The 26,813-nt window shown below is 45.7% G+C and carries 25 protein-coding genes and 1 pseudogene; 18 read left to right on the plus strand and 8 right to left on the minus strand.

Annotated features, from left to right (window positions below; all coding sequences use genetic code 11):
* Window positions 1-247: pseudogene (locus tag L976_RS22230) on the minus strand (hypothetical protein); the annotation flags it as partial.
* Between the two features lie 147 nt (window positions 248-394).
* Between L976_RS22230 and L976_RS04345 the strand changes: the two are divergent.
* On the plus strand, window positions 395-793 hold the full coding sequence (locus L976_RS04345; protein ID WP_047534614.1) for a DUF3192 domain-containing protein: 399 nt from the start codon (window positions 395-397) through the stop codon (window positions 791-793).
* A 39-nt stretch (window positions 794-832) separates the two neighbouring features.
* Here L976_RS04345 and L976_RS04350 read toward each other — a convergent pair whose 3' ends face one another.
* Complete coding sequence (locus L976_RS04350; protein ID WP_037416690.1) at window positions 833-1,066, minus strand: DUF2789 domain-containing protein; 234 nt, start codon at window positions 1,064-1,066, stop codon at window positions 833-835.
* 145 nt (window positions 1,067-1,211) lie between these two features.
* Here L976_RS04350 and L976_RS04355 point away from each other — a divergent pair, with 145 nt between their 5' ends.
* Both L976_RS04355 and L976_RS04360 read left to right on the plus strand, forming a co-directional pair.
* Complete coding sequence (locus L976_RS04355) at window positions 1,212-1,850, plus strand: GNAT family N-acetyltransferase (protein WP_037416694.1); 639 nt, start codon at window positions 1,212-1,214, stop codon at window positions 1,848-1,850.
* Window positions 1,843-2,148, plus strand: coding sequence for a DUF962 domain-containing protein (locus tag L976_RS04360; protein WP_037416696.1), 306 nt, complete (start codon window positions 1,843-1,845; stop codon window positions 2,146-2,148). Before L976_RS04355 ends, L976_RS04360 begins: the two co-directional genes overlap by 8 nt.
* Before the next feature lie 1,831 nt (window positions 2,149-3,979).
* On the opposite strand, the gene L976_RS04370 is transcribed toward L976_RS04360, so the two are convergent.
* Both L976_RS04370 and L976_RS04375 read right to left on the minus strand, forming a co-directional pair.
* Window positions 3,980-4,366, minus strand: coding sequence for a DUF3301 domain-containing protein (locus L976_RS04370; RefSeq protein WP_047534621.1), 387 nt, complete (start codon window positions 4,364-4,366; stop codon window positions 3,980-3,982).
* Window positions 4,363-5,376 carry a DUF3549 family protein gene (locus tag L976_RS04375; RefSeq protein WP_037416706.1) on the minus strand — a complete coding sequence of 338 codons (1,014 nt, stop codon included), beginning with the start codon at window positions 5,374-5,376 and terminating at the stop codon, window positions 4,363-4,365. Before L976_RS04375 ends, L976_RS04370 begins: the two co-directional genes overlap by 4 nt.
* A 147-nt stretch (window positions 5,377-5,523) precedes the next feature.
* Between L976_RS04375 and L976_RS04380 the strand changes: the two genes are divergently transcribed.
* Both L976_RS04380 and truC read left to right on the plus strand, forming a co-directional pair.
* Window positions 5,524-5,844, plus strand: coding sequence for a YqcC family protein (locus tag L976_RS04380; RefSeq protein WP_047534624.1), 321 nt, complete (start codon window positions 5,524-5,526; stop codon window positions 5,842-5,844).
* Complete coding sequence (gene truC / locus L976_RS04385) at window positions 5,831-6,667, plus strand: tRNA pseudouridine(65) synthase TruC (RefSeq protein WP_047534626.1); 837 nt, start codon at window positions 5,831-5,833, stop codon at window positions 6,665-6,667. Before L976_RS04380 ends, truC begins: the two co-directional genes overlap by 14 nt.
* 88 nt (window positions 6,668-6,755) lie before the next feature.
* On the opposite strand, the gene L976_RS23115 is transcribed toward truC, so the two are convergent.
* Entirely contained in the window at window positions 6,756-6,929 is a 174-nt protein-coding gene (locus L976_RS23115; protein ID WP_052183963.1) for a hypothetical protein, read from the minus strand.
* 127 nt (window positions 6,930-7,056) lie between these two features.
* Between L976_RS23115 and L976_RS04390 the strand changes: the two genes are divergently transcribed.
* The 4 genes from L976_RS04390 (at window position 7,057) to L976_RS04405 (ending at window position 12,102) form a co-directional block, all read left to right on the plus strand.
* Window positions 7,057-7,521, plus strand: coding sequence for a flavodoxin (locus tag L976_RS04390; RefSeq protein ID WP_047534629.1), 465 nt, complete (start codon window positions 7,057-7,059; stop codon window positions 7,519-7,521).
* Window positions 7,473-8,954 (plus strand): PTS transporter subunit EIIC, encoded by a 1,482-nt coding sequence (locus L976_RS04395; RefSeq protein ID WP_047534631.1) that lies wholly within the window; start codon window positions 7,473-7,475, stop codon window positions 8,952-8,954. Before L976_RS04390 ends, L976_RS04395 begins: the two co-directional genes overlap by 49 nt.
* 213 nt (window positions 8,955-9,167) lie before the next feature.
* Complete coding sequence (gene purU / locus L976_RS04400; protein ID WP_047540138.1) at window positions 9,168-9,983, plus strand: formyltetrahydrofolate deformylase; 816 nt, start codon at window positions 9,168-9,170, stop codon at window positions 9,981-9,983.
* Window positions 9,984-10,173: 190 nt separating this feature from the next.
* A complete protein-coding gene (locus L976_RS04405; protein WP_047534633.1) occupies window positions 10,174-12,102 on the plus strand; it encodes an HD domain-containing phosphohydrolase in 1,929 nt (642 codons plus the stop codon).
* A gap of 71 nt (window positions 12,103-12,173) precedes the next feature.
* Here L976_RS04405 and dapD read toward each other — a convergent pair whose 3' ends face one another.
* The 3 genes from dapD to map all read right to left on the minus strand — a co-directional run bounded on the left by dapD (window position 12,174) and on the right by map (window position 16,482).
* The gene (gene dapD / locus L976_RS04410; RefSeq protein ID WP_037416726.1) at window positions 12,174-12,998 is read right to left on the minus strand and encodes a 2,3,4,5-tetrahydropyridine-2,6-dicarboxylate N-succinyltransferase; all 825 of its coding nucleotides are present in this window, start codon (window positions 12,996-12,998) and stop codon (window positions 12,174-12,176) included.
* 18 nt (window positions 12,999-13,016) lie between these two features.
* A complete protein-coding gene (gene glnD, locus L976_RS04415; RefSeq protein WP_047534636.1) occupies window positions 13,017-15,602 on the minus strand; it encodes a bifunctional uridylyltransferase/uridylyl-removing protein GlnD in 2,586 nt (861 codons plus the stop codon).
* Between the two features lie 82 nt (window positions 15,603-15,684).
* Entirely contained in the window at window positions 15,685-16,482 is a 798-nt protein-coding gene (map, locus tag L976_RS04420; RefSeq protein WP_037416730.1) for a type I methionyl aminopeptidase, read from the minus strand.
* A gap of 309 nt (window positions 16,483-16,791) precedes the next feature.
* Between map and rpsB the strand changes: the two genes are divergently transcribed.
* From rpsB to bamA, 9 genes are all read left to right on the plus strand, one after another.
* Window positions 16,792-17,520: a 30S ribosomal protein S2 gene (gene rpsB, locus L976_RS04425; RefSeq protein ID WP_011071784.1), complete on the plus strand. Its 729-nt coding sequence runs from the start codon at window positions 16,792-16,794 to the stop codon at window positions 17,518-17,520.
* Window positions 17,521-17,639: 119 nt separating this feature from the next.
* Window positions 17,640-18,491, plus strand: a complete 852-nt coding sequence (tsf, locus tag L976_RS04430) for a translation elongation factor Ts (protein ID WP_037429566.1) — start codon at window positions 17,640-17,642, stop codon at window positions 18,489-18,491.
* Between the two features lie 70 nt (window positions 18,492-18,561).
* Window positions 18,562-19,290 carry a UMP kinase gene (gene pyrH, locus L976_RS04435; protein WP_037416734.1) on the plus strand — a complete coding sequence of 243 codons (729 nt, stop codon included), beginning with the start codon at window positions 18,562-18,564 and terminating at the stop codon, window positions 19,288-19,290.
* 30 nt (window positions 19,291-19,320) lie between these two features.
* A complete protein-coding gene (gene frr, locus L976_RS04440; protein WP_037416738.1) occupies window positions 19,321-19,878 on the plus strand; it encodes a ribosome recycling factor in 558 nt (185 codons plus the stop codon).
* An 82-nt stretch (window positions 19,879-19,960) separates the two neighbouring features.
* Entirely contained in the window at window positions 19,961-20,788 is an 828-nt protein-coding gene (uppS, locus tag L976_RS04445) for a polyprenyl diphosphate synthase (RefSeq protein WP_037416741.1), read from the plus strand.
* Window positions 20,789-20,809: 21 nt separating this feature from the next.
* On the plus strand, window positions 20,810-21,667 hold the full coding sequence (locus L976_RS04450) for a phosphatidate cytidylyltransferase (protein ID WP_037416744.1): 858 nt from the start codon (window positions 20,810-20,812) through the stop codon (window positions 21,665-21,667).
* 4 nt (window positions 21,668-21,671) lie between these two features.
* Entirely contained in the window at window positions 21,672-22,862 is a 1,191-nt protein-coding gene (ispC, locus tag L976_RS04455) for a 1-deoxy-D-xylulose-5-phosphate reductoisomerase (protein WP_047534651.1), read from the plus strand.
* Between the two features lie 51 nt (window positions 22,863-22,913).
* A complete protein-coding gene (gene rseP, locus L976_RS04460) occupies window positions 22,914-24,284 on the plus strand; it encodes a sigma E protease regulator RseP (protein WP_037416749.1) in 1,371 nt (456 codons plus the stop codon).
* 31 nt (window positions 24,285-24,315) lie between these two features.
* Window positions 24,316-26,796: an outer membrane protein assembly factor BamA gene (gene bamA, locus L976_RS04465; RefSeq protein WP_037416752.1), complete on the plus strand. Its 2,481-nt coding sequence runs from the start codon at window positions 24,316-24,318 to the stop codon at window positions 26,794-26,796.
* The last annotated feature ends 17 nt before the right edge of the window (window positions 26,797-26,813 follow it).

The raw sequence follows: 26,813 nt of genomic DNA on the forward strand, positions 1-26,813 counted from the left end.
GCGCCAATGTGGCGACTGTGAGTGGCGAAGCTTCGGCTGTATGTGTTTCTTCAACCACGGGCTGTGATTGGGCCGCTAAACGTTCCCGCTCGGCTTTAGGTACCGATTTAAATTGCTGTAATCCTTGGATTAATATTGGCATAGGGATTTTGTTACCGACACGGCTTTTTATCAGGGCAAGGCTTGGTGTTTTACCGCTGGCTTCGAGTGCGCAGGCTGCTGCTAACACTTGGTCAATGGGACTCATAATAAGTGAAATTCCTTAATGTATATCGTGTTTTTCACTAACTTACTGTGATGTGGTTATTTTAGTTCTTATAAATCAATGTATTGCTGTTTGGCATTGATTTTGCTTTTTAACAATTTTTATAACAAGTACACAGGAAGTCATAATATGAACGCAAATATTAATCGCAAACTCATCGCGGTCACGTTTTTAGGGTTAGCAAGCTTAGGTCTTAGCGGTTGTGTGGTCAATGTCGGCGATGGTGAATCTAAGTGGGATAGCAGCGAATCTTGGGAAAAAACACAGGATAAAAACCGCACTAATCTGACTAAGCTCAGCCTTGGCATGAGCAAAGACCAAGTGATGACGCTAATGGGAGCAGCAGACTTTAGCGAGTCCTATTTACAACAAAGCGCAGGACAAGCAGACAAAGAAGTGTTGGTCCTCTTTTATCGCACTCAGCACTCCCATAGCGATGGTAAAACCACTAAGGATGAATGTACGCCTGTAGTGTTGAGTAACCATGTTTTAGTCGGTTGGGGCGACACTGCGTATCAAAAGATTTAACCCCAACTGCCCCAAAATATACTTGAAAGCCCTAAAAAATTAGGGCTTTCTTAACTGAGCATCAAGCTGCTCAATCAGTTCGGTCCATTGTGCATCAGCCTCTAACGCTTCGGTGAGAAAACTCTTTTGCGCTTGTGTCCAAAAAGGCGCTTCAGTTAAGTGTATTTGTGCTGCCAGCTTGTGAGTCGCAATAAATTGCGCAATAGCATTGGGTTGGCTCTCTAATCCCAGTTGTTCAAATAGATGGCTTAAATCAATTGGCGTAGTATCCATTCGATCTCTCCCTTGGTTAGCTTTTTATCTAGGTTATGCATCTCTTTAGGAAATGCAATCGATGATTAAAATTTGCACTTTTTTGTTTCCTTGATACATTGATAAAGACTCATAAGAGTGTGATCTAAATCAAGGAATTCTAACAATGGACAATAAAACCTTGGATGAGTATCGTGCCGTTTATCTCACCGCAGAAGATTTACGCTTGGCCGCTTCAATTATCTACAATGCGTATCATGATGATCCCTTTTTCATTAATGCGTTATCCACCGCGGATAAATTTGCCTACGAACAAAAATTACGCGCCGCAATTCGCGAAGAACTCAATACTCTATGGCAACAAAAGCAGGCCTTAATCGGACTCTTCGATGGTGCTCATTTAGTGGGGGTTGCTTGCGTTGTCACCCAAGAAGTGCCACTCGGAGAAGGTCGCTATTGGCACTGGCGGCTCAAAATGTTGCTGGGTACGGGGTGGCAATCGACCCAAGCTATGATGAAAAAGGAATCGATTATTTTGGAACTGTTACCCAGCCAGCGTTGTGGGATTTTGCAATTTATTGCCTTAGCGCCAAACGAGCAAGGTAAAGGGCTGGGCCATCAACTTGTTCAAGCGGTAGTGAGTTGGTGCGATGAGCAGCCAAATCTTGAAGGTATTGGGGTATTCACCTCGCAGGAAGCTCATATGCATTTATTTAAACAACATGATTTTGTTTTCTTGGGTGAATTGACTATTGGTGGTGTGGCTGGGCAATTACTTTTTTATACAGGCCAACAAGATGAATAAACGTTATCGCTCTTTCGCTGAGTTTTATCCTTTCTATCTCTCCCAGCATCAAGACAGTCGTTGTCGGCGGCTACATTTTATTGGAAGTATTCTGGTATTGTTTTTATTAGGGGCTGCATTTATCACTGCCGCATGGTGGTTGTTGATGCTGATCCCGCTTGTGGGATATGGATTTGCTTGGGTTGGTCATTTTGTCTTTGAGCGTAATCGACCTGCGACCTTTCAATATCCTTTGTACAGCTTGATGGGGGATTGGGTGATGTTTGTCCAAATTCTTTTGGGAAAAGTAAAGTATTGAATCTGATATTCCGGTAAGAAGCTGACAAGCGTGTGAGAGATCGCTTACAAAGCCTGTAAGACAATATGTTTTCTTTTTGATTGTTTTATAATCTGTAGTTTTAAAAGTTATTTAATTTCAATTTGTTATAAATTCCACTTTGCTGGTTGAATGAGATTTTCCCGGGTTGTTGTTCTTATGGGGGAACAACAAAGACAGAATTCACGTAGAATTTATTTGTCGCCAAAACACATGGATAGCACGGATTGCAATACGGGCGAAACGGACGCAAGAAGCAACTAATTTAGGTTCTTGGATTTGAACCTCTGGCGGTAGGAAAACTGTCATAAACCAAGGATAGGCTAAGGAAAAGCAGGATAGCTTTGTCAAGGATGATACAGGATATAATACTTGTTAGGACGACAGGTTTCAGGATGATAAAGGACAAGCTTAAGGATTAAGCATGTACTCGGTGCAGGATGTATCGAGTTAAGGGATAAGTATAAGGGTGAACAGCTTGTACTCGTCTATGGAAGGCATTGAGCAGGATGCATTATGGAATGAGTCATAGGATGTGACTGGTGCCGGAATAGGATTTCCGGGTCAAAGGATTGAGTGTTATGGTTAAGCCATAACACAGGGAGGATTAGGGATACAGGGATGCTGTAGGATGCACGTAAACGCATGGATGGTGCAGGGAGCACAAATAAGCAGGATGGCTTACAGAGAATAAATGGGGCGTACACAGTACGCCCTTTTCTTTTTTGTCTTTTGAAGCTGCAGCTTGTATCTAGGCATCTTATAAATATTGAATTGCAAATCCGTCCAATCACCCAGTTCACAGCTTATCAAGATTGTAATATCAACCCGCTTATACATTGATAACAATGCGCAATGATACTTTTGAGTTGCTTGGTTCTAGAGGTTGATACTAACCAAAGTATATGGAACTTGGCGTCGCTTAGAGGCTGTTCATAATTCTGTGTCAAAATGTCCATTTTTATAATTTTAACGGTAGTGGGATAAAAGAGATTGTCGATTATTGCTCCTTTATGCGGCGATTTACAGCTTGGTTGGTTCTGAGTCTTTCTTGGCAAGCAAACTAAATTAGTTGAGAGGATTAAAATTGCCAGTTTCTTTGTGAGATATGTCTCACAAGTATGTAAGTAATTTGTAAGTTTTTTGACTGATAAAAACCGTCATATTCCATCAAATATAGTTTAATCAGTGTGTTAGCTTTTGCTTTTAATTATGTCGTTATTATTGCGGTTTATCTTTTTATTTTAACTAGCGCAAATTTCATCATGACTATCCTAAGATTCATTTGCAGAGGGAGCGAGAGACAACAGGATGTTAGCGGTCAGGATGGCCGGACAGTGTTTAATGGATTAACACTCACGGAATGGTAAGGAAAGACTTTCAGGATGAAAGCGTTACGAACCACGGAAGGATAGACTATCACGGATAGATAGCCTAGTTGCACAGGATTGCGATGGCACAAGGAGTGCAGCAGAAAGGAGGCAACTTAACCTATTTCATGGATGATGCTGGAACCGCTCAGGAAAGAGCAAGCTTGGTAAAAGGAACGCCAAGAAATAGGGATGTACTTGAGTACAGGGAGATATCAAGGATTGAACAGGGATGATGCAGGATGCAAGTTGACGCATGGATGGTGCAGGGAGCACGAAAATAGCGGGATAGCTTAACAAAGAACAGAAGGGCGTGATCTTAGGATCACGCCCTTTCTTTTTGGTATTCATACAGATGATGCAGATGTTGAGCCGCGCTATGGCTGAGTGTTATCAATACGGCTTGGCGTTATCAATTCAGCTCAAAGGTCAACGGCAGTGACTTAATGACACTTGCCCGAGCTACAACTACTTTGGCTCCCACAGCCACCAAATTTACCTTTCGTCGTCGGTGCTTCTTGCCATTCGGGTTCTGGGAATATAGGCCATTCAATCTTTTGAATTTTTTTACCTAGCATCCATATATGGCCACGATATTGATTTATACCATCTGTGCTGAACTCGAACAGATACTTTGCCTTCCAACAGATCCCGGTAGTGCCGCCAAGGCTAGGACGAGCGGTTTCCATTGCGATCGCCAATAGTTGTACTTTTTGTCTACAGCATTCTTTTTCAGCAAAAATACGGCTTAATTCTGCCATTTGACGAAGTTGCCAAAAGAAAGCGGCAACGACAATCAGCGCAATAATTAACAGAAGATCTGACATCATTTACTTGCAGCCTTAAACAAGCCACCAATGGCTTGTGATAGTTGAACACTACGATTGGGATTTCGTAATTCACGCAGTAAGTGATTGCGTAAATTAGGAATAGCCACAATATCAGCAAAGACCTGATTAAAAAAGGCTTGCGGCTGAAGTGCAAGTGCTTCTAAGTAAATACTGCGACTCAGCTCTTGCTTTAGTATCGACCAATTTCGACCTGCAATACTGATGAGGGCGTTTGCATCAAGCTGGTCTGTATGCTGTAAGTGGGCTAAGGCTTGTTGGCTTAATTCAGACTGTGATGCTAATGCTCGCATGTAATAGGATTGGTACTCATTAGGTGCCTTGATGAACTTACTAAAGATCTTCTCCGCAATAGCCTCAGTCAACTGTAGATGTTCGAGGCACTGGCATAGAGCGATTTGCACTTCAATGGCGGCATGGTCAAAACTGGCAAGGATATGTTGCTCATGATCTAATTCATTGAGACGGACACAAACATCACTCAAACCTTGCAGGCCAATATGTTGCCATTCACTCGGAGCAATTTGGCCTGATAAGTATTGCATGGCAAATTCATATTGGATTGATGCCTTTAACCCTAATTGCTTACGCACTAAGGCGTTGAATAACGCTAGTTTCTCTTGGCTAGGTTTAAAACTAAATGGATTATTGGCGAGGCGATCCTGCTGTTCATCGGTTAATGGCTGAGTTGGATCTTGTCCCAGTGCCGTGAGCACCATTTCAATAAATTGTGAACGGGGTGCAGGCGAGAGTAGACCTTGCTCATCTAAAGGAAGCTTGAGGAACCAAATAAAATGCTGCTGGCTTTCATTCCAAAAAACAATGGCAAACTGTGCATGGCCTTGAATAGGGTAGGGATAAGGTGTGGCTAGAGATTCGATTTGATGGAAGGCCAACATATCGATGTGCTGTACCCTTCGACCCAGTTCATAGACTTGGAATTGGGTTTTGGCTGTCGTTAAAAATTGGCTAAGCGTAGTAATTTCAGTCATTTGGCTGCTATATCAATCAAAAAGGCTCAATAAATTGGCGACATTATAGGGGGAAGTTGTTCACGATGGTATGATTGCCACACTTTTATCGCCCCCTGTCGCTGAGTGTTATCTTCTATTGACCGCGAGCTAAAGGACGTTACATTGATGCTTTACAGCCAAACTCAAATAAAATTAGCCCAAATTATTCACGAGCTCCAACGTGTTGGACTTTGGTCGGCCAATGCGCCAAGTGATAAAGCGATGGCCAGTACTGCGCCGTTTGCCTGCGATCTTATGTCGTTTGAACAATGGCTGCAGTTTATCTTTATCCCGCGAATGCAAGCATTGATCGATGCTGGACAACCCTTGCCTAGCCAAATTGCCATTGCGCCTATGGCTGAACATGTGTGGTCTGAGCAGGCGACATTAGCACCCTTAATCGGTGTCTTAAATGAATTGGATATATTGTTAAATGAACCAAGATGATATCTGGTTAGATATGCCAGAGAGTAAGCAATTGAATACCGATAGTGATGATGTAGAAGCCGCGCCTGAACTGCACATTTTATATCAAGACGATCATCTCGTTGCTATCCACAAACCTGCGGGATTGCTGGTACATCGCAGTTATTTGGCACGCCGTGAACGTTTTTTTGCGATGCAATTAACACGCGATCTGGTGGGGTGTCATGTGTTTCCGGTACATCGTTTAGATAGACCGACCTCTGGCGTGTTGTTATTTGCCAAAAATAGTGAAGTGGCTAACGCGCTTTGCGAACAATTTGCCGACCATAGTATCGAAAAACAGTACCTAGCGTTGGTGCGTGGCAATATGCACGAGAGTGGTGTATTGGATTATGCGCTCAAGGTTGAATTGGATGAAGTGGCGGATAAGTTCTCAAATCAAGATAAAGCAGCCCAAGAAGCGGTGACTCAATATGAACCGCTACTCAATGCTGAAATCCCCTATCCGTCAGGACGTTATGCAACGAGTCGATTTGCTTTAGTTAAACTGAGTCCTAAAACGGGGCGCAAGCATCAACTAAGACGCCATATGGCGCACTTACGTCATCCGATTATTGGTGATACCACCCATGGTGATGGTAAGCAAAATGCATTTTTTAGAACCCATTTTGACATCAATCGACTATGGTTGATTGCGAAAAAATTAACCTTCACTCACCCGATAACCCATGAGCGCTTAAGCATTGAAACAGAGCTTGAGCCAGAATGGGAAACCGTTTTTGCTCGCCTAGGTTGGGATGATAGCGCATTATCTTCCACACCCAGCATATTGATTGCGGGTTAAGCTGAAATGTATTAGGTCGCCACGTGTTTATTTGCGTGACTAAGATCGTGTGGCCTGTTTACTTGCTGTTGGCCCTGATGTTAACAGCTTAACGACTCGCTAGCTTTAGTTGTTGCATTAAGGTGACTAAGCTTGAAAATCCCGTGGTGGGCTTAAGTGGCGTTTGCAGGTTTTGCTGGGCGGCATGAAAGTAATGTTTACGTCTAATTTGAGTGCTTTTATGTTGGTGCTTGAGGTGTTTTTGCCTATTGCTCTGTCGCATCAGTTTAGTTCCTCATGCTCAATAACTTGATTTAATTTATAAAATTTTACCTTGTTGCTTGCCCTAAAGCATAACAATAAAGTAACTTCAGCTGAGTTGCGTTTACGCATGTGGGACGGAGTATATCATGAAAAAAGTTAATCTGATCTTTGGCACTGTGTATGGTAGCGCACAATTTACCGCCGAAACCTTAGAAAAAGCGCTGACAGAACTTGGTTATGAAGCCAGATTGTGGCAACCGAATGAAATTAGCCAATTTACACCACCACAGGATGAGCTGTTAGTGGTTGTCACCTCAACCACCGGGCAGGGGGATTTACCCGATGATATCCAGCCTTGGTTTTATCATCTCCAAACAACAGCTCCCTATTTGCCAGAGCTGAAATACAGTGTTATTGCGCTGGGAGATTCAAGTTACGATACCTTTTGTGGTGCAGGCAAGTCAGTGGATGCATTGCTGAGTGAATTAGGCGCAAAAGCCGTTGTGGAGCGTCTCGATATTGACGCCTGTGAAACCATGGAACCTGAGGTCGAAGCGATAAAATGGCTGCAAAGCTGGAACCAAATCGTCAAATCCGAGCGCGCCGCTTAGGCCATTTGGTCACTCAGCAGTGGTTTAAATTTGCTCAGCGCTTAAGCCAAGCGCTGTTAATCCCTATTGCCATTTTACCCGCGGCTGGGGTTATGCTGGGGTTGACGGTAAGCCCAATCCCCTTTATGCCTGAAGTACTTAATGTATTAATGCTGGCTGTGGGTAAGCTGATCTTCGCGATTATGCCGATTTTGTTTGCGGTGGCAGTGGCGATTGGTTTTTGTCGAGATCAAGGGATTGCTGCATTTACCGCGGTGTTTGGCTATGGCGTGTTGACAGCAACCTTGGCTGCTTTAGCTGACCTATACCAATTGCCAACTCAGTCAGTTCTTGGCATGGATACCTTAGATACTGGGATTGCTGGCGGCATGCTGATTGGCGGCGTGACTTGCTTTGCTGTGCGTTGGAGCCAATATATTCGCCTGCCAGCGATTTTTTCCTTTTTCGAAGGGCGGCGTAGCGCCTCTTTATTGATCATTCCGTTGGCTATGGGGTTAGGTTATGTACTCGCCCATGTATGGCCATCAATCTCCTTATTGATTGAGCGAGTCTCTGATTGGGCTGTTTACCAAAAGCCTGCAATTGCGTTTGGTGTTTATGGTGCGCTTGAGCGTTTACTCATTCCCTTAGGGCTACATCATATTTGGAATGCACCATTTTATTTAGAAGTTGGCCAATATCAGTTGCAGGACGCCGAAGTGGTACGCGGTGAAGTGGCGCGTTATTTAGCGGGTGATCCGCAAGCAGGGAATTTAGCGGGGGGCTACCTGATTAAAATGTGGGGATTACCAGCAGCGGCGCTGGCCATTTGGCGCTGCGCTGATGCCTCGGAGCGAAATCGTGTGGCGGGTATTATGCTTTCCGCAGCGGCAGCCAGTTGGTTAACAGGTGTGACTGAGCCAATTGAGTTTGCCTTTATGTTTGTGGCGCCTATCTTGTTTCTTATCCATGTCATGCTGGCGGGCTTGGCTTACTCTGTCTGCATTATGCTTGATATTCACCATAGTATTGTATTTTCCCACGGACTGGTTGACTTCACTTTGCTATTTTCCCTGTCCCGCAATACGGGATGGTTTGCAGTCTTGGGGCCGCTTACGGCGGTGATTTATTACATTTTGTTTAGGGGAAGTATTCTGGCATTTAATTTAAAAACGCCAGGGCGGCTTGAATCCTATGACGCCAATCGCTCCAAAGAGAGCTTAAGAGCAATTATTGCGGCATTAGGTGGTCGCGATAACATCGTTGAACTCAATGCCTGTTTAACGCGATTACGTTTGAGTGTGCATAGCCCTGAGTTAGTTAATAAAGTTCGACTCAGTCAGCTAGGTGCAAAGGGAGTGATTGTGATGGGGAAAGGTGTGCAAGTGGTCTATGGCACTAAGGCTGAAACTCTGCGTAAAGTGTTGCAGCGTTATTTAGATACACGGCGTTAGCATTGCAGCTTATTAAAATTAATCACTGATTTATTGTGTTTAATAAAGTTAACTCACAATAAATTCACTTTTTAACACAAAAAGTTAGCTTTTCATGCTGTATCGGCGGATTGGCTATGGCACACTCAGGTGAGGGACCATAGAGGAGATCAGATTTTGCAGTCACAGCATGTAGTATCCAACGCACAACCCGCCTTAGCACGTAAAATCCTGATGACAGATTGCGCCGATGCCCAAGGGCTTATCGCCAAAATCACCAGTGTTTGCTTTAACCATCAGCTTAACATCATCAAAAACAGTGAATTTGTGGATAATGCGCAGGGAAGATTTTTTATGCGCACTGAGCTTGAGGGGCACTTTAACAGCGAGCAATTATTGCAGGATCTGCGTCAAGTATTACCCGTTCCAAATCATATGACCTTAGTGAGTGCGGGTAAGAAACGCATTGTTATATTAGTCACTAAAGAAGCGCATTGTCTCGGCGACCTCTTGATGAAAGCGTATTATGGCGGTTTAAATGTTGAGATTGCCGCCGTAGTGGGCAACCACGATGTACTTAGAGAACTTGTTGAAAAGTTTGATATTCCTTTTCATCTCGTCAGCCACGAAGGACTCGACAGAATTCAACATGAGCAGGCGTTATTGGCCGCGGTGTCGCAATACACGCCAGACTATCTGGTGCTTGCCAAGTATATGCGGGTGCTGACGCCGGATTTTGTTGCTGAATATCCAAACCGTATCATCAATATCCATCACTCTTTCTTACCTGCCTTTATTGGTGCAGCTCCTTACCGCCAAGCCTGGGAACGTGGGGTGAAAATTATCGGTGCGACGGCGCATTTTGTGAACAACTGCCTCGATGAAGGGCCGATTATCAAACAGGATGTGATCCCCGTTGATCATAGTTACAGCGCACTCGAAATGGCCAAAGCGGGCCGAGATGTTGAAAAAAGTGTTCTCAGCAAGGCGCTGCAATTAGTGCTAAATGAGCAAGTGGTGGTTTACGGCAATAAAACCATAGTGTTTTAGGGTGTAAAATTTGATTTGAGTATCCCCAACATACTCCTGCGCGTACCGTGATGGGGATCTTATGTTTCAGTTTTAGTCTGCGGCTTATATTCGCTTTGCTATCCTTATGTTTAATAGGATTTTTACTTTGTTTATGTCCTAATGAGTTTTTGAGTCTACATTCCTATTTTTAATCAAGGATGGAGGTCGGATGTCAACAAATCGCGGTCTAATTGTCGGAACGATGGATCTCCCCGATGGTTTGCATTTGTCTTGGGCACAACTCGATAAAGAGTTTCGTGTTCAGAAAATGAGCCAAGCCTTTTATGAGCGCTGTAACCGCTCAGCAGCGCAAATCATTAATAAACCTATTTGCCAGTTATTCAGTGCTTTTGATACTGATTTATGTGCAGATATTGAGCATCGTAGCGGTGGCTATATAGGCTTCCAGTTACAGGACAATAATGGCGCAAATGTGCATTTCGCTTTGCATGCAGTTCCTGAAAATGGATGGTACTTGATCTTATCTGAGATAAATTTTAAAGATCCCAAAATTAAAGAATTGCACGTAGATTATCGCCGTGTAATCCAAGCGAGCGATGTTTGGTTGCAGCATATTGAAGAAGTGATTAGGTCTTCACCTGAGGATGTTTTCCGGGTTGCGGTAGCCAAATCTGTCGCACTCAGCAGTAGTCGGTATGGGTTTATTCTTTTACATAACGAAAAATCGAAATTGCTTAGCTTGGCGGCCAGAACCCAATATCCTCAATCTAAGATTGACCTGCCAGAAATTGTCGAAGAAGAGACTCAAGCTCCTGAAACTGAAAGTCTTGTCTGGCTTGAATGCGCTCAAAACTTTAAGCCCATCATTAAAAATAGCCTAGGTAGGCCCGCGAATGCTCAGGGAGTATTCGATAAATTACTGCTTGAGGAACGCTATTTAGCGGTGCCCATTTTATTTCGAAATCGGTTGATGGGAATTATTTGCGTCGTTGGGCGAAGTGACCCCTACAGTCGTCAAGATGCCCGCTCATTGCTCACTTTTGCGAGTATTTTATGGCATTCGATTGAGCTTCCCCGCAGTTTGCGGGCAGTATCGCGGCAGTCGAAAATTATTAAGGCGCAAAAGGAGCAATTATCCCAATCGTTAACTCAGCTTATCAGCGCCATTTCCGAGGCATTAGAGCTTAAGGATGCCTATACCGCGGGGCATCAAAAGTCGGTGGCCCAATTAAGCTATCTTATAGGTGAAAAGCTCGGGCTTGAGCCGCAGCGTTTAGAGGGGCTAAAAATTGGTGCACTGGTGCATGACATAGGAAAGCTTGCAATACCATCACAGATTTTGACTAAACCTTCAAAATTATCCAAAGAAGAATACGCCTTAATTCAAACTCATCCACAACATGGAGCGGAAATTGTTGAGGATGTCGAATTTCCCTGGCCGATTAAACAAATGATATTACAGCATCATGAGCGGCTTGATGGATCGGGTTATCCCTTGGGATTAAAGGACAAAGCGATTCTTTATGAGGCTAAAATTATTGCCGTTGCCGATGTTGCTGATTCAATCCTATCACACCGACCCTATCGTCCTTCATTGGGATTGGCGAAGATGACAGAAGTGCTTCGGGCGGGTAAAGGGACCTTATTTGATCCTGATATAGTTGAAACCTGTTTAGAGGTACTTATTAACCGTGAAATTAGTATTAGCGATCATATCGGTTCTGCCGCGCTAGACCCGGTAGTGACAGTCACTTTGGACCATGAGTTAGCCGACATTAAACGACTACTTGCTCACGCCCATGCTAAGGTGGCTGTTGTACAGGATGAAGAACATCACCTCATTGGCGTTATCACCCAAAGATTATTGGACTACTGGCTCAGCCCCCTCATTGGCAGTGCAGCCGAGCGAGAACAGGATAGGGCTTTTTTGCGTAAAAAAGCTCATCAAATCATGGAGCATTCTGTTCCTTTAATTAGTGATGTAGCGACTTCAGAAGATGCGCTGCAGCAACTTAATGAGTCTGACTCTGAGTTTTTGGTGGTTGTGAATAAGGCGCAACATGCAATAGGCGTAATCGGCTGGCGTGCAATAGCAATGGCGAATAAGTTACGCCAGGATGTCGAGCGTTTAATTTAACGGAACTCAGTAGATAAAAAATGCCAAGCAGGCTGCTTGGCATTTTGTTATCCCGCAATGTAGCGAAACGATTAATCGACGATACGTAACAGTTCGTTGATCCCCACTTTGCCGCGGGTTTTTGCATCCACTTTCTTGACGATAATCGCAGCGTATAGGCTGTATTTGCCACATGCTGAGGGCAGGTTACCTGATACGACTACAGAGCCAGCTGGTACGCGGCCATAGTGGATTTCGCCCGTTTCACGGTCATAAATACGGGTACTTTGGCCGATATAAACGCCCATGGATATCACCGAGCCTTCTTCTACCACAACGCCTTCGACAATTTCAGAGCGTGCGCCGATAAAGCAGTTATCTTCGATAATAGTCGGGCCAGCTTGCAGCGGCTCCAATACCCCACCAATGCCTACACCACCCGATAAATGCACGTTTTTACCAATTTGCGCGCATGAGCCCACAGTCGCCCAAGTATCGACCATAGTGCCTTCGTCAACGTAGGCGCCAAGGTTGACGTAGGAGGGCATTAACACAGTGTTTTTACCGATAAAAGAGCCTTTACGAACAGTGGCTGAAGGCACCACGCGGATGGCTTCGGCTTTAAAGCGGGCCTCGTCATACTCGGCAAACTTTAACGGCACTTTGTCAAAATATTTGGTTTCGGCGCCATCGATAACTGCGTTATCAAAAATACGGAATGACAGTAACACCGCCTTTTTCAACCATTGATGAACATGCCATTGGCCGTCGATTTTTTCAGCGACGCGCAGTTCACCCTTGTCGAGCATATTGATGACATGTTGCACATCGTTACGCACGCTAGCGTCAACAGTGCTTGGTGTGATGTCGGCACGCGCTTCAAAAGCGGCCTCAATACGTTGGCGTAAAGCCTCCATTTACTTCTCCCGTTGTGGTTAATTGGTTGACTCTGTGTTGATGGCGCTCAGTGCGCTAATCAAGGCTTCCTTGAGCGTATGCTCTTGGTTTTCATTGAGTTGCAAGCCATCATTGGTTTGCAAAATAAAAAAGTCTTCCGCTCGCTCGCCGATGGTTGTGATCTTGGCGGAGAGCAACGTCGTGTTGCAGCGATAAAAAATATCGCCCACTTTAGCTAATAATCCCGGCGTATCCAAGGCAATGAGTTCCATCATACTTGTACCATGACGGTTACTCTCAAGGAAACTCACCTGAGTAGGAACATTAAAAGGTTTCATCTTGCGCGACAGTTTTCTAAAGCGTGGCAGTTTGGGGTTATCACTGGCGAGCGCTTTTTCAAGGGCTTTACGGATACTTTGTATGCGCGAGAGTTGGCTGACGGGTTCGCCGTCTTGCTCGAGGATAACAAAGGTGTCTAGAGCATAATTGTCCTTTGATGTCATGATGTTAGCATCGTGGACGTTAATGTTTTTATTATCAAGCACCGCCATTACGGTAGCAAATAACTTAGGTCTGTCCTGACAATAAACAAACAGCTCTGTGCCGCCGCGGGTCGTGTGTTTTGAAACGAGCACTAAGGGCTCATCCAACTGCTTATGCTTGAGGATGGCTTCAGCATGCCAAGCGACTTGATTGGGCTGGTGGCGCAAAAAGTAGTCGGCCTTAAAGCGTTGCCAAAGGGTATCTAAATCTTTTTCTTTAATGCCGCGCCGCAGTAGTTCTTTTTTCGCCTTGGCTTGGTATTCGCGTACTCGGGCCCGAATATCAACGGGTTTTTCTTTGCCGCGAGCGAGCACCCTTTGGGTTGAAAAATATAAGTCGCGCAGCAGTGAGCCTTTCCAGTTATTCCAAGTCTTTTCGTTGGTGGCGCAGATATCGGCCACGGTTAAACAGTACAAATAACTTAAATGCACCGCATCGCGCACCTTGCTGGCAAAGTCGGCCACCACATCGGGGTCGGAAATATCACGGCGCTGGGCGGTTACCGACATTACTAAGTGATTTTCAACTAACCAAGCGACTAAGCGGCCATCGTGGTCGTTCAAGCCATGAAGTTTACAGAAGGCGAGGGCATCGCTTGAGCCAAGCTTGCTGTGATCGCCGCCGCGGCCCTTGGCGATATCGTGGAAAATCGCGCCGAGTACTAACAAACCTTTTTTCGGTAACTGATTGATAAGCACTGAGCCTAAAGGAAACTCTTCTTTCTGTTCTGGCTGCGAGAAGCGCTCGATATTGAGGAGCAATCTGTGGGTGTGTTCATCCACCGTATAGGCGTGGAACAGGTCAAACTGCATTTGGCCTTCGATATTGCGCCATGCGGGCAAATAGGCCGACAGCACCCCGTGTTTATGCATCAGCGATAAGGCTGCAATACCGCGTGGATGTTTTAAGATCTCCATAAAGGCTTGGCGGCACTGAGGATTTTCTTGCAAGGGTTGCTGCTGTGCTCGGCGAGCACGTCTCAGTGAGCGTAGGGTAGGCGCATAAATGCCTTTAATATTAGAGTTTTTCGCGACATGGACAAACAAACGTACAATTTCTTCACCGCTGTCGAATAAATCGTCACTTAGGGCCTCGATAAAGGCACCACGGCGCTGATAGTTATTGTCAATCGCTTGAATTTCTAAAGCTTTCGTTTGACCAAGAGTTGCCCGCTTAAACAGTTGCAGCAGCATTTCGTTGAGTTCCATCACGCGGCGCACCGTGCGATAGTAACGTTTCATCATCTGCTCAACAGCAAGTTGGGTCGCGTCTTCGTATCCCATCAACTCAGCCACTTGGCGCTGGACATCGAACAGCAGGCGGTTTTCATCACGCCCGACAGTCATGTGCAGGGCAAAACGCAACTTCCACAGAAAGTGCTGACACTCGAGCAACTCTTCTAATTCGGCGGGTTCTAAAAATTCGTATTGCACCAGTTCTTCTAGGCGTGAGGCGCCAAAGTGACGCATGGCAACCCAGGCGATGGTTTGAATGTCCCGAAGGCCACCAGGGCAACTTTTGATATTGGGCTCAAGATCGAAGGCACTCGCCTTGGCATGGCGGGCCGTTTGTTCATCGCGCTTGGCGATAAAGAACTGACTTGAGGTCCAAAAGTCGCTTTGACGAATGGCATCGTAGAGCTGGTCAAACAGGCTTTCAGGCCCTGAAAGTAAGCGCGCTTCAAGCAAATTAGTGGCGATGGTAATGTCGTCTCGCCCAAGGCGTAATGTATCATCAAGGGTGCGGACGCTATGACCAATCTCAAGACTAGCATCCCACAAAAAGGCGATAAATTCGCTGAGCGCGGCTTCCGCTACCGCAGCTAACTCGCCCTCGAAGAGGAATAGCAAATCGACATCAGAGTGCGGATGTAACTCTCCGCGACCATAGCCACCAACGGCAATCAGGGCGATGGGGTATTGATCTAGGCCGTGTTGCAACCAGGCCTGTTTTATAAGGGAGTCGACAAACTGACAGCGCTGAGTCACTAGCTCTTCAATCGGGGTTTTGGCCTTGAACCTTGCTAAAAGCGTTTGATTCTGTTCGATTAATGATTGTTTAGCTAGCAGCGCTGTATTCATCGAGTCCCTTGTTTGGATGCGTTAAAATATTTGCTACCCACCAAGTTCCAATATGACCTGGTGGATAGTTTAACAATTGTCATTAGTGATTTATGATCCGCGGAAAATCTTCCTCATCGCGCAGCGTCAGCACTTCAACACCGGTTTCGGTCACTAATAATGTGTGTTCCCACTGGGCTGAGTTTTTACCATCGGAAGTGGTCACCGTCCAATTATCATCGCGATCTAGCACAGTGGTGTGTCGACCCGCGTTGATCATCGGTTCAATGGTAAAGCACATACCTGGGCGTAAAATGGTGTTGTCACCATTACGGTAATGCATCACTTGGGGTTCTTCATGGAAACCCGCGCCAATACCGTGGCCACAATAATCTTGCACGATGGAATATTTCTCAAGGCCTGTTTTGCTGGCTTTGATGAATTTTTCAATAGTATTGCCGATTTCACCTAATTTTAATCCCGGACGCACTTTACGGATTGCAAGATAGAGACTTTCTTGAGCGATGCGGCACAGACGTTTGTCCTTAGGGCTGACTTCACCGATTAAGAACATTTTAGAGGTATCGCCGTGGTAACCGTCTTTAATGACGGTGATATCGATATTGAGAATATCGCCATCCTTGAGAACGCGATCGCTCGGAATACCGTGGCAAATGACGTTGTTTAACGAAGTACAAATCGACTTAGGAAAACCATGGTAGTTGAGCGGGGCAGAAATCGCGCCTTGCTCTTCGGTATATTTGGCGCAGATATCGTTTAATTCATTAGTGGTGACCCCCGCCTTAACATAAGGGGCGATCATTTCTAATACTTGTGCAGCCAGTTTACCTGCCGCGCGCATTTTCTCGATTTCTTCTGCTGTCTTAATGACTATACTCATTGCGTTTTCTCTTGTGTCTTCGGTGTCTATTGGCGCGATCAACCTAATGCAAAAATTTGTGCTTTAGGGCTATTTATGGTATAAAGCGCGCCGTTATGTTTAAGTCTTGATGAATTACCCAAGCTCAGCTTTATCTGCTTTTGGGCGATAGCAAAACTAAAGATGGCGGCCATTATACATGGCAATTTATCTAAATACTAAATCACACACGTGTCGACACATTCTTCGGGGTGCCCTCAGCTGTTAACTGCGGGGTCGAAGACATGGGATACGTGGAGGTCTAACCCCCTAAATTTTAAGGTAATAGAAATGACTACAGTTTCAATGCGCGATATGCTCCAGGCCGGTGTCCACTTCGGTCACCAAACCCGTTACTGGAACCCAAAAATGAAGCCATTCATTTTCGGTGCTCGCAACGGCGTTCACATCATCAACCTTGAGCATACTGTGCCAATGTTCAATGAAGCACTGGCTTTCATCAGCAACGTTGCTTCAAAGAAAGGTAAAGTATTATTCGTTGGTACTAAACGTGCTGCTGGCGAAGCGATCAAAGAAGCTGCTATTTCTTGTGATCAGTACTATGTTGATCACCGTTGGTTAGGCGGTATGCTGACTAACTGGAAAACCGTTCGTCAGTCAATCAAACGTCTGAAAGAACTGGAAAGCCAATCAGTAGATGGTACTTTCGACAAGCTGACCAAAAAAGAAGCGCTGATGCGTACTCGTGAGCTTGAAAAGCTGGAAAAATCTTTAGGCGGTATTAAGAACATGGGCGGCCTGCCAGACGTATTATTCGTTATCGGCGCTGACCACGAGCATATCGCTATTAAAGAAGCTAACAACCTGGGTATCCCTGTTGTTGCAGTTGTTGATACTAACTCTGCGCCAGATGGTGTTAACTACATCGTTCCTGGTAACGACGACGCGATGCGTGCTATTCGCCTGTACACTACTTCTGTTGCTGCAGCAGCTAACGCTGGCCGTGGTCAAGATTTAGCTGTTCAAGCTGAGCAAGACGGTTTCGTAGAAGCCGAATAATAATAAGGCGGGATGAGTTTCATCACCCTTATTAACCAAGATTTTGATTGGTTAACAGGGGCCATTCGGCCCCTGTTTTATATCTGCAAATTAGTCGATTTTTTAGAGAGGATTTAACAATGGCAATTTCTGCTGCCCAAGTTAAAGAACTGCGCGAGCGTACTGGCGCAGGCATGATGGATTGTAAAAAAGCGTTAGAAGAAACCAACGGCGACATGGAGTTAGCAATTGACAACATGCGTAAGTCTGGTGCTGCTAAAGCTGCTAAGAAAGCAGGTAACATCGCTGCTGACGGTACTATCCTGATCAAAAACGGTGAAGGTTTCGCAGTACTGTTAGAAGTAAACTGCCAAACTGACTTCGTTGCTAAAGATGCAAACTTCTTAGGTTTTGCTAACGCTGTTTTAGACGTTGCTGCAGCGTCTAAAGTGACTTTAGAAGACTTAAAAGCCCAATTCGAAGAAGCCCGTGTTGCGCTAGTTGCTAAAATCGGTGAAAACATCAACGTTCGTCGCGTTGAGTACATCGACGGCACTAAATTAGCTTCTTACCGTCACGGTGAGCGTATCGGTGTAGTGGTAACTGGTGATGCTGATGACGAAACTCTGAAGCACCTCGCAATGCACGTTGCCGCTTCTAAGCCAGAATACGTTAACCCAGAAGACGTTCCAGCTGACGTAGTCGCTCGTGAACAAGCTCTGCAAATCGAAATCTCTATGAATGAAGGCAAACCTGCTGAAATCGCAGAGAAAATGGTTGTTGGTCGTATGAAGAAGTTTACTGGTGAGATTTCTCTGACTGGTCAAGCTTACATCATGGAACCAAAGAAAACTGTTGGCGAATTCTTGAAAGAGAAAGGCGCGAAAGTCACTAACTTCATTCGTTTAGAAGTGGGTGAAGGTATTGAGAAGAAAGAAGAAGATTTCGCAGCTGAAGTTGCTGCTCAAATCGCTGCTTCTAAAAAGGCTTAATCGCCAACGCTAAATACCCCCAAGACCGCAGCAATGGCTGCGGTCTTGTTATGACCAGGATATAAAAATTATGAGCACCAATCCAAAACCTGCATTTAGACGCATTCTTCTAAAATTAAGTGGCGAAGCACTGATGGGCGACGAAGGCTTCGGCATCGATCCTAAAGTGTTAGATCGCATGGCTCAAGAAGTCAAAGAGCTGGTAGAGTTAGGCATTCAGGTGGGTGTGGTCATTGGTGGTGGTAATCTATTTCGCGGTGAAGGCTTAGCAAAAGCGGGCATGAATCGTGTGGTGGGCGATCACATGGGTATGCTGGCAACGGTTATGAACGGCTTGGCCATGCGTGATGCCCTGCACCGTGCCTATGTTAATGCTCGTCTGATGTCGGCTATCCCATTAAAAGGGGTGTGTGACGACTACAATTGGGCTGAGGCGATCAGCTTATTAAAATCAGGCCGTGTGGTGATTTTTGCTGCGGGTACTGGTAATCCATTCTGCACTACCGATTCTGCTGCTTGCTTACGCGGCATTGAAATCGAAGCAGAAGTCGTGCTAAAAGGCACTAAAGTTGACGGCGTTTATTCTGACGACCCGATGAAAAATCCAGAAGCAGTGAAGTACGATGACTTAACGTACACTGAAGTACTGGATAAAGAATTAAAAGTAATGGACTTAGCAGCCTTTACTATGGCACGTGACCATGACATGCCAATCCTAGTATTCAACATGAATAAACCTGGCGCCCTGCGCCGAGTGGTCATGGGTGAAGAAGAAGGCACAATGATCAAAGCGAAATAAGTTATTCAATGACCAAGAAGGACATTTAACGTGATTGCAGATATTAAAAAAGATGCTCAAGAGCGCATGGGTAAATGCGTTGACGCGACCAAAAACCAAATGGCTAAAGTACGTACTGGTCGTGCACACCCAAGCCTACTGGACTCAATCCAAGTATCTTACTATGGCACTATGACACCACTGAACCAAGTGGCGAACGTGGGTGTTGAAGATGCACGTACTTTGTCAGTAACCGTATTTGACCGTAGTGCAATCCAAGCGGTTGAGAAAGCGATCATGAGCTCTGATTTAGGGTTAAACCCTATGTCAGCGGGTGCAACCTTACGTATCCCATTACCCGCACTGACGGAAGAGCGTCGTAAAGACTTTATCAAAGTAGTACGTGCTGAGGCCGAAGGTGGTCGAGTGGCGATTCGTAACGTACGTCGCGATGCGATTTCTGATGTGAAGAAACTCGAAAAAGCCAAAGAATGCACTGAAGATGATGTTCGCCGCTTCGAAGAGGAAGTACAAAAGTTCACCGATGCTCACATTAAGAAGGTCGATGAGATTTTAGCGGCCAAAGAAATTGAGTTGATGGAAGTCTAATCTCAAGCGCTATAAGCTAGAGTTGCTACGCCGTGTAGGGGTATACTACACGGCGTTTGTCTATTTTAAAGGGTTGTATTAGATGTCATCCACAGTGGAATTTGATCCGCAATCTAGGCCGACTGAGGCGGATGCTTGTGCTCAGACAAGCTTACCGGAGATATTACCCGAACTCGTTAAACAGTCATTACCTAAGCATGTTGCGATTATTATGGATGGTAATGGACGTTGGGCCCAAATCCAGGGCAAGCCACGAGTGATGGGGCATAAGGCTGGGGTTAAAGCGGTGAGACGTGCGGTGAGCGCGGCCAGCCAGTTAGGGATACAATCGCTGACGCTATTTGCGTTTTCTAGCGAAAATTGGCGTAGACCCGATAAAGAAGTCAGCTTATTGATGGAACTGTTTTTTACCGTATTGCAGCGGGAAATTAAGTTACTCGATAAAAACCAGGTCAAATTGAATATCATCGGCGATATCAGTCGCTTTTCTGCGCGTTTACAAAAGCAAATTCGTGCCGCAGAAGCGAAAACTGCGAGCAATACGGGATTGATATTGAATGTGGCGGCCAATTACGGCGGTCGTTGGGACATACTGCAAGCTGCGCAAAAGTTAGCTGAAAAGGTTGAAACTGGCGAAATGACCAGCAGTCAGTTCACTGAAGAAGCCTTGAGTGAACATTTGTGCATGCAAAATCAGAGTGAAGTTGATTTAATGATCCGTACGGGTGGGGATTACCGGATCAGCAATTTTGTACTCTGGCAGGCTGCCTATGCTGAGTTGGTGTTTTTGGACACCCTTTGGCCTGATTTTGATGAACAGGCTTTTCATGAAGCGATTGCCACGTTTGCCAGTCGCCAGCGCCGTTTTGGTTTGACCGGAAGTCAAATTGATGAGATGCGCGCATTGTAAAACGTCATGAGGGATTTTTTTTTGCTAAAACAACGTATAATAACAGCAATTTGGTTGATTCCATTAGTTTTGGGAGCAATCTATTTACTCCCCGTTGAGTACTTTGCTTGGGCCTTGATCGCCGTGTTTCTGATCGCCGCTAAGGAGTGGGGCAGGATCATCGATAGTCAATGTGATGTCACCCAATGGAGTTTTACTTGTACGGTCGGTATTTTACTGATCGCGCTTAATTTAATTGTTCCCGCCGACACCATTTGGCTTCGGGGGCAAATTCATCCCATTTATCTTGCCGTGGTTACCATAGGTACTTTGTGGTGGATGGTGTCACTGCTGCTGGTGGTCACTTATCCTAAAAGCGCCAAATTGTGGCAAAAGAGTCCGATGCTAAAGTCCATGTTTGGACAATTGACTTTAGTACCTTGTTTTGTGGCACTGATTGCCCTTAAATCGATTAGTTCGCAAATATCGCCTTACTATGGGGCATCGCTAGTATTATTGGTGATGTTGATCGTTTGGGCTGCGGATTCTGGGGCGTATTTTGTGGGCAAAGCTGTCGGTAAAACTAAGCTTATGCCCGCAGTTAGCCCAGCTAAAACCTTAGAGGGTTTGCTCGGTGGTTTAGTCACTACACTAATTGTTGTTGCGGGTGTTATGTATATATCCCCTGAGCAGGAGTTAGGCTTAGTGGTTGCGGTGACCATTTTTGTGGCACTGATTTCAGCCCTTGGCGATTTATCTGAGAGTATGTTTAAACGCGCTGCGTGCATTAAAGATTCGGGCACGATTTTGCCTGGACATGGCGGCGTGCTCGACCGCATCGACAGCCTGACAGCAGCCTTGCCGGTGTTTACCCTAATCTACATTGCATTTTGGATGTAACGCTATGCAAAATATGGTGATTTTGGGTGCGACAGGCTCGATTGGTGCCAGTACCTTAAGTGTGATTTCGGCCAACCCTTCAGCCTATCGAGTGTATGCTTTAGTGGCGAATGCGAGTGTCGACAAGATGCTCGCCCTGTGTTTAGCCCATTGCCCGCAGGTCGCCCATATGGTCGATCCTAATGCTGCATTAGCACTCAAGACGCAATTACCCGCGGCGCTTAATATCCAAGTCACTAGTGGCGAGGATGAGCTTATTGCCTTAGTCACCTCCTCAGTGGTTGATACTGTGATGGCTGCGATTGTCGGCGCGGCGGGTTTAGTCCCGACACTGGCTGCGGTGAAGGCGGGTAAGCGGGTATTGCTCGCCAATAAAGAGGCGCTGGTGATGTCCGGCGAGCTGTTTATTGAGGCAACGAAACGCTCTGGCGCCACGTTGTTGCCGGTTGACAGTGAACACAATGCGATTTTCCAATGCTTACCCGAAGAAGTGCAGGCTAATTTAGGGCGCTGTGATTTAGCGGCGTCAGGTATTTCTCATATTTTGCTCACCGGTTCTGGTGGTCCATTTTTAACCGCCGAGCTGTCAAGTCTTGCGGCAATGACGCCAGCACAGGCTTGCAAACATCCAAATTGGTCAATGGGGCCGAAAATTTCGGTCGACTCCGCCACGATGATGAATAAGGGCTTGGAGTTTATCGAAGCACGCTGGTTGTTCAATACCCAGAAAGATCAACTAAAGGTGGTTATTCATCCGCAAAGTGTTATTCATTCTATGGTGCAATACCGCGATGGCAGTGTGATCGCGCAGATGGGCAACCCGGATATGCGTACACCGATTGCACATTGTATGTCCTATCCGCAAAGAATTCGCTCCGGTGTTGAACCTTTGGATTTTTTCAAAGTCGGACAGTTAAGCTTTTGTGAGCCAGACTTTAATCGCTTCCCCTGTTTGGCTTTAGCGATTGCCGCTTGTGCCCAAGGGCAAGAAGCGACTACGGTACTCAATGCGGCCAATGAAATCGCCGTGGAGGCGTTTTTACAAGGCAAGATTGGGTTTACCCATATCGCCAAGGTGAACGAAGCCTGTTTATCGTCGGTGCCTAAACGGGCGATGACCAGCATCGAAGATATCATTGCTCTCGATGCACAAACACGGATATATGCCCGTGAATTACTAGCGAAATTTGCTTAGGCCTCTTGTTGACGAGGCTTGAGTGGATTTACTGATGACGTAAGGAGTGGAATGTTAGATTTTTTGTGGAACTTAGGTTCTTTTATCGTAGCACTTGGGCTGTTAATTACTGCCCACGAATACGGCCATTTCTATGTTGCGCGCCGCTGTGGTGTGAAAGTTGAGCGTTTTTCGATTGGTTTTGGTAAGGCGATTTGGCGCAAAGTCGGTCAAGATGGTACTGAATATGTTATTGCCATGATCCCGCTGGGTGGCTATGTCAAAATGCTCGATGAGCGTGTTGAAGATGTCCCCGATAACTTAAAAGATCAGGCCTTTAACCGTAAAAGCGTGTGGCAACGTATAGCCATTGTGGCGGCTGGCCCCATTGCGAACTTTATTTTTGCGATTATCGCACTGTATTTTATGTATTTAATTGGTGTGCCATCGCTAAAGCCAGTCATTACCTCAACGACACCTGGCACTGCGGCGGCACAAATCCAAGTCACTGAGCCGATGCAAGTGACGGCGATTTCAGGCCAGCCGGTACGGAATTGGGAAGAAGTCAATTTGGCGCTTGTTGGCCATATTGGTGATGACAGTTTAACACTATCCCTTGCGCCCCTTAACGGTTTACAGGGACTTGATACCGATACTCGTACTTACACTTTAGACACCCGTCAATGGCGTTTCGACCCTGAGAAAGAGTCACCGATCACGGCACTGGGCTTGGGCGTGTATCGCCCTGCGATTGAGCCACAAATTGCGCTCATCAGTGAAGGCAGTGCAGCGGCTAAGAGTGATCTGAAGGTCGGTGATACCTTAGTGGCTATCAATGGCCAGCAATATACCGATTGGCAAGCTTTTGTTGACATTATTCAGCATTCTGCCAATGTGCCTGTGGAGTTAACCGTGCGCCGTAATGGCGAGCAATTTGCCATCTCGGTGACACCAGCAAGTGTTAAAAATAGCGATGGTAAAGATGTCGGCGTGCTTGGGGTGAGCCCGGCTCAGGCACAATGGCCTGAGAATATGCGATTACAGCTGGAATATGGGCCAATCGAATCTTTTGCTATCGCAGCCGATAAAACATGGCAACTTGTTGTCGTGAGCTTTAAGATGATTGGCAAATTATTTACTGGCGATGTGTCAGTGAAAAACTTAAGTGGACCTATCTCAATCGCACAGGGTGCGGGCAATAGTGCAAACTATGGCTTGGTTTACTTTCTCGGTTTCCTCGCGCTTATCAGTGTCAATTTAGGCATCATTAACTTGCTGCCATTGCCTGTGCTCGATGGGGGACACCTGCTGTATTACTTCGTTGAAGTAATAACTGGTAAGCCTGTATCTGAAAAGGTACAGGAAATAGGATTCAGATTTGGGGCAGCATTACTGCTGATGTTGATGAGCATTGCGCTCTTCAATGATTTTGCCCGACTCTGAGCAAGGACAGACTAATAATTAGAAGTGCTCTATGAGATTGAATAAACTTTTTGCCTCGATGTTATTCGTCGGTGCGTCGTTTTCAGGGACTGTGTTGGCGGATACTTTCCAACCCTTTGAAGTGACCGACATCCAAGTTGAAGGTTTGCAGCGAGTCGCACTGGGTGCTGCCTTGTTAAGCTTACCAGTGAAAGTGGGCGACACTGTAGATCAGTTAAAAATTCAGCAAGCCATTAAAAGCCTGTATGCCTCAACTAACTTTGAGAATATCTCAGTCAGTCATGATGGCGGCGTGTTGATTGTCAAAGTCACCGAAAGACCAACCATCAGTGCTGTGACGTTTGAAGGCAACAAAGACATTAAAGATGAGCAGTTACAGGAAAGTCTGGACGGCTCAGGCGTTAAAGTCGGCGAATCTTTAGACCGCACAATGCTGACTGGCATCGAGAAGGGGTTACAAGACTTCTACTACGGCGTGGGTAAATACGGCGCCAAAGTCGAGGCGCAGGTGATTAACTTGCCCCGGAACCGTGTCGAACTTAAGTTCAAATTTACTGAAGGTTTAGCGGCCGAAATCCGCCAAATTAACGTGGTCGGTAATCATGAGTTCACTGATGCTGAGCTTATCGGCATGTTAGAACTGAAAGATTATGTGGCTTGGTGGGATCTGTTTGGTGAGCGTCGCTATCAGAAGCAAAAGCTTCAAGCCGACCTTGAGACGATTAAAACCTATTACCACAACAAGGGTTATATTCGCTTTGAAGTTACCTCGACTCAAGTGGCGATGACCCCAGACCGTAAAGGCTTGTACATCACTATCAACGTCAATGAAGGTGAGAAGTACAAGGTAAAAGGCGTTAACCTCACGGGCGATCTGATGGGTCGTGAAGAGTTGATGAAATCGATTCTGCCTATCAAGGCGGGCGATATGTACAACGGCGGTGATGTAACCTTCACCGAAGAGATGTACAGCAAATACTTAGGCCGTTTCGGTTACGCTTACCCTGAAGTGAAAACCTACCCTGAAATTGATGATAAGACCAAGGAAGTGACCTTAAACATCAATATCAAACCTGGTAAGCGTGTGTATGTTCGCTCCATCAACTTTACCGGTAATACTGTCACTAAAGATGAAGTGATGCGTCGCGAACTGCGTCAGATGGAAGGTGCTTGGTTAAACTCAGCGCAGGTTGAGCAATCTAAAGCCCGTTTAAACCGTTTAGGCTTCTTCGAAACCGTCGATACCGAAACCATTCAAGTGCCCGGTACTGACGATTTAGTCGATGTAGCGGTTAAGGTGAAAGAGCAGCCTTCTGGCTCATTTAACGCCGGTGTCGGTTATGGTACTGAATCAGGTCTAAGCCTACAGTTTGGTGTGCAGCAAAATAACTTCCTCGGCACGGGTAACCAAGCGGGTGTGAGTTTAAGTACCAACAAGTACTCTAAAAACGTCAACTTATCTTACACCGATCCGTATTGGACTAAAGATGGTGTGAGCTTAGGTGGTAGTGTTTACTGGAACGAGTTCGATGCGAACGAAGCCAACCTTGAACGCTATAAAAACAGCTCCTATGGGGTAGCGCTAAACTCTGGTTTCCCGATTAACGAATACAACCGTATCAACGGCGGTATTGGTTATCGTCATAACACGATTTCAGAAATCTCTGCCTATGAACAGGCGCTGCGTTTCTACAATATTTACCGTGAAGATGATCCAAATGCAGACTTAAGTTTTGATAACTTTGAGCTGAGTTTAGGTTGGTATCGCAGTACCTTAAACCGAGGAACCTTCCCAACAGACGGTTCATCACAGCGTTTAAGCGGTAAGATGACTGTACCTGGATCAGATCTGCAGTACTTCAAGACTGACTTCGATACCAACTACTATTTCCCTCTCAACCGCAGTCAAAGTTTTGTGGTCTTGGCACGTGGTCGTTTAGGCTATGGTAATGGTTATGGTCAATTTAACGATAATGACCAGATCCTTCCATTCTGGGAAAACTATTACTCAGGCGGTAGCACCTCACTGCGTGGCTTTAAGTCTAACTCCGTAGGTCCGCGTTCCTTCTATCTTTTCCGTGGAAGTGAACCCTGTGCGCCGGATCCATCGGGCGATGGTTGTAGTTTACCGGGCGATCCAAACAGTATTCAGGTAAGCTCTGGCCGTTCAATCGGTGGTAACGCTATCGCAACTGCGAGTTTAGAGTTTATTGTACCGACGCCATTCTTGGATGAGGCTTATACCAACTCTGTACGTACCAGCTTCTTCCTCGATGCCGGTAACGTGTGGGATACCGAGTTTGACTTTGCGAAATATCAAACCTTACCCGCTGAAGAGTTTGATAAGTTACAAGACTACAGTGACCCTGCGCGTATAAGAGCATCTTGGGGGGTAAGCTTACAGTGGTTATCACCAATGGGCCCTATGGTATTCAGCTTGGCATGGCCGATTAAAGAGTACGAAGGCGATCAAACAGAGATCTTCTCGTTCAATATTGGCAAAACTTTTTAAAAGGCATACACTCGGCA

This window comes from Shewanella sp. ZOR0012, assembly GCF_000798835.1.
GTDB classification, from domain to species: Bacteria; Pseudomonadota; Gammaproteobacteria; order Enterobacterales; family Shewanellaceae; genus Shewanella; species Shewanella xiamenensis.

Bases quoted from the DNA above. Each gene is read 5' to 3' on its own strand.
- L976_RS04345 (WP_047534614.1), top strand. From the start codon at position 395: ATGAACGCAAATATTAATCGCAAACTCATCGCGGTCACGTTTTTAGGG.
- L976_RS04350 (WP_037416690.1), bottom strand. From the start codon at position 1,066: ATGGATACTACGCCAATTGATTTAAGCCATCTATTTGAACAACTGGGA.
- L976_RS04355 (WP_037416694.1), top strand. From the start codon at position 1,212: ATGGACAATAAAACCTTGGATGAGTATCGTGCCGTTTATCTCACCGCA.
- L976_RS04360 (WP_037416696.1), top strand. From the start codon at position 1,843: ATGAATAAACGTTATCGCTCTTTCGCTGAGTTTTATCCTTTCTATCTC.
- L976_RS04370 (WP_047534621.1), bottom strand. From the start codon at position 4,366: ATGATGTCAGATCTTCTGTTAATTATTGCGCTGATTGTCGTTGCCGCT.
- L976_RS04375 (WP_037416706.1), bottom strand. From the start codon at position 5,376: ATGACTGAAATTACTACGCTTAGCCAATTTTTAACGACAGCCAAAACC.
- L976_RS04380 (WP_047534624.1), top strand. From the start codon at position 5,524: ATGCTTTACAGCCAAACTCAAATAAAATTAGCCCAAATTATTCACGAG.
- truC (WP_047534626.1), top strand. From the start codon at position 5,831: ATGAACCAAGATGATATCTGGTTAGATATGCCAGAGAGTAAGCAATTG.
- L976_RS23115 (WP_052183963.1), bottom strand. From the start codon at position 6,929: ATGCGACAGAGCAATAGGCAAAAACACCTCAAGCACCAACATAAAAGC.
- L976_RS04390 (WP_047534629.1), top strand. From the start codon at position 7,057: ATGAAAAAAGTTAATCTGATCTTTGGCACTGTGTATGGTAGCGCACAA.
- L976_RS04395 (WP_047534631.1), top strand. From the start codon at position 7,473: ATGGCTGCAAAGCTGGAACCAAATCGTCAAATCCGAGCGCGCCGCTTA.
- purU (WP_047540138.1), top strand. From the start codon at position 9,168: ATGACAGATTGCGCCGATGCCCAAGGGCTTATCGCCAAAATCACCAGT.
- L976_RS04405 (WP_047534633.1), top strand. From the start codon at position 10,174: ATGTCAACAAATCGCGGTCTAATTGTCGGAACGATGGATCTCCCCGAT.
- dapD (WP_037416726.1), bottom strand. From the start codon at position 12,998: ATGGAGGCTTTACGCCAACGTATTGAGGCCGCTTTTGAAGCGCGTGCC.
- glnD (WP_047534636.1), bottom strand. From the start codon at position 15,602: ATGAATACAGCGCTGCTAGCTAAACAATCATTAATCGAACAGAATCAA.
- map (WP_037416730.1), bottom strand. From the start codon at position 16,482: ATGAGTATAGTCATTAAGACAGCAGAAGAAATCGAGAAAATGCGCGCG.
- rpsB (WP_011071784.1), top strand. From the start codon at position 16,792: ATGACTACAGTTTCAATGCGCGATATGCTCCAGGCCGGTGTCCACTTC.
- tsf (WP_037429566.1), top strand. From the start codon at position 17,640: ATGGCAATTTCTGCTGCCCAAGTTAAAGAACTGCGCGAGCGTACTGGC.
- pyrH (WP_037416734.1), top strand. From the start codon at position 18,562: ATGAGCACCAATCCAAAACCTGCATTTAGACGCATTCTTCTAAAATTA.
- uppS (WP_037416741.1), top strand. From the start codon at position 19,961: ATGTCATCCACAGTGGAATTTGATCCGCAATCTAGGCCGACTGAGGCG.
- ispC (WP_047534651.1), top strand. From the start codon at position 21,672: ATGCAAAATATGGTGATTTTGGGTGCGACAGGCTCGATTGGTGCCAGT.
- rseP (WP_037416749.1), top strand. From the start codon at position 22,914: ATGTTAGATTTTTTGTGGAACTTAGGTTCTTTTATCGTAGCACTTGGG.
- bamA (WP_037416752.1), top strand. From the start codon at position 24,316: ATGAGATTGAATAAACTTTTTGCCTCGATGTTATTCGTCGGTGCGTCG.